The sequence below is a fragment of the Actinosynnema sp. genome, assembly GCF_052038725.1.
Genome location: NZ_JBQGCX010000774.1, coordinates 1 through 1,892, shown reverse-complemented (window position 1 = coordinate 1,892; position 1,892 = coordinate 1). Strand labels below are relative to the sequence as shown.

Genomic DNA, 1,892 nt, shown 5'->3' with positions numbered 1-1,892 from the left:
GCTGCTCGCCCGGCGCGGGTGGCGCGTGCTGCTGCTGGACCGGGCGGAGTTCCCCTCCGACACCATGTCCACGCTCTACGTGCACCAGCCCGGCGTGGCGCTGCTGCGGCGGTGGGGCCTGCTGGACGCGGTGATCGCCTCGGGCGCGCCCGCGCTGGACACCGTGCGCTACCGCGTCGAGGACGTGGACCTGGCCGCCCCAGCCCCGGAGGGGCCGGGGTACGGGCCGCGCCGCCGAGTGCTGGACTCGATCCTGGTGGAGGCGGCCGTGGCCGCGGGCGCCGAGTTCGCCGACCGCAGCACCGTCGTGGACCTGCTGCGCGAGGGCGACCGGGTGGCGGGCGTGCGCTTCCGGGGCCCGGACGGCCGGGAGCGGCGGGCCCGCGCCCGGCTCGTGGTCGGCGCGGACGGGATGCGCTCCAGGGTCGCGGAGCTGGCCGGGGCCGCCACGACCGCCGAGGACCCGCGCCTGAGCTGCGTCTACTACTCGCGCTGGGCGGGCCTGGACACCGGCTTCGGCTTCCACGAGCGCACCGGCCGCTGGATCGCCACGATCCCCACCAACGACGGCGAGACCATGGTCGCCACCTACTTCCCGCAGTCCCGGTTCGACGAGGTCCGCGCCGACGCGCGCGCCGCGCACCTGGACGCGCTGGCCACCACCGCGCCCTCGGTGGCCGCGCAGCTGGAGGGCGGCGAGCAGGTCGGCAGGCTGGTGGGCACCGGCGACCAGCGCAACTTCTTCCGCGAGGCGACGGGCCCCGGCTGGGCGCTGGTCGGCGACGCGGGCCACCACCTGGACACCATCACCGCGCGCGGCATCACCAACGCGTTCACCCAGGCGGACCTGCTCGCCGGGTCGGTGGGCGACGCGCCCGGCGACCAGGCAGCGCTGGACGGGTTCGCCGCGCGCCGCGACGAGGCCATGGTCGACGGCTACCAGGCGACGCTGGCGCTGGCCCGCCTGGAGGTCACCCCCGCGCGGCTGGCGCTGCTGCGGGCGGTGGCGCGCAGGCCCGAGTGGACGCGCGACTACTTCGCCGTGGTCGCCGGGCTCATGCCGATGGAGGACCTGCTGGACGGGGAGCTGCTCGACCTGATCTGACCGGCGTGGTCAGCCGAACCGGGGAGGCGGATCGATGTGGCTGCGGTAGTGCAGGGGGCGGACGCGCCGCGCGACGTGGTCGGGGTCGGGTTCGGCCCGTCGAACCTGGCGCTCGCGGTGGCGCTGGCGGAGCGGGACGGGCCGTCCTCGGCGTTCTTCGAGCGCCAGCCCCGCTTCGGCTGGCACCGGGGGATGCTGATCGACGGGGCGACGATGCAGGTGTCGTTCCTCAAGGACCTGGTGTCCATGCGCAACCCGACCTCGCCGCACAGCTTCGTGTCGTACCTGCACGCCAGGGGCAGGATGCCGGAGTTCGTCAACGCCAAGACGCTGTACCCGCTGCGGGTGGAGTTCCACGACTACCTGGAGTGGGTGGCCGGGCACTTCGCCGACTCGGTGTCCTACGGCAGCGAGATCACCGCGCTGGAGCCGGTCGCCGAGGGCGGCGTGGTCGGGCACCTGGACGTGGTGGCGCGCCGCGACGGGCGGACCACGACCACGCGGGCCCGCAACGTGGTCGTCGCCACCGGCCTGGAGCCCCGGCTGCCCGACGGCGTGAGCGGGGGCGAGCGGGTGTGGCACAGCGGGGAGCTGCTGCACCGGGTGCCCTGGCTGCGGGAGCGGCGGGTGCGCAAGGTGGTGGTGGTCGGCGCGGGGCAGAGCGCCGCCGAGGTCACCGAGTACCTGCACCGGACGCTGCCGGGCGCGGAGGTCGTCGCGGTGTTCTCCCGCTTCGGCTACAGCGTCGCCGACGACACCCCGTTCGTGAACGAGGTGTTCGACCCGG

At 75.4% G+C, this 1,892-nt stretch carries 2 protein-coding genes; both read left to right on the top strand.

Going from position 1 to position 1,892, the window contains the following annotated elements:
* The first annotated feature begins 1 nt into the window (after position 1).
* The gene (locus tag ACTUAL_RS15945) at positions 2-1,105 is read left to right on the top strand and encodes an NAD(P)/FAD-dependent oxidoreductase (protein ID WP_440900817.1); all 1,104 of its coding nucleotides are present in this window, start codon (positions 2-4) and stop codon (positions 1,103-1,105) included.
* A gap of 36 nt (positions 1,106-1,141) precedes the next feature.
* On the top strand, positions 1,142-1,892 hold a 751-nt coding region (locus ACTUAL_RS15940), incomplete at its 3' end, for a SidA/IucD/PvdA family monooxygenase (protein WP_440900816.1).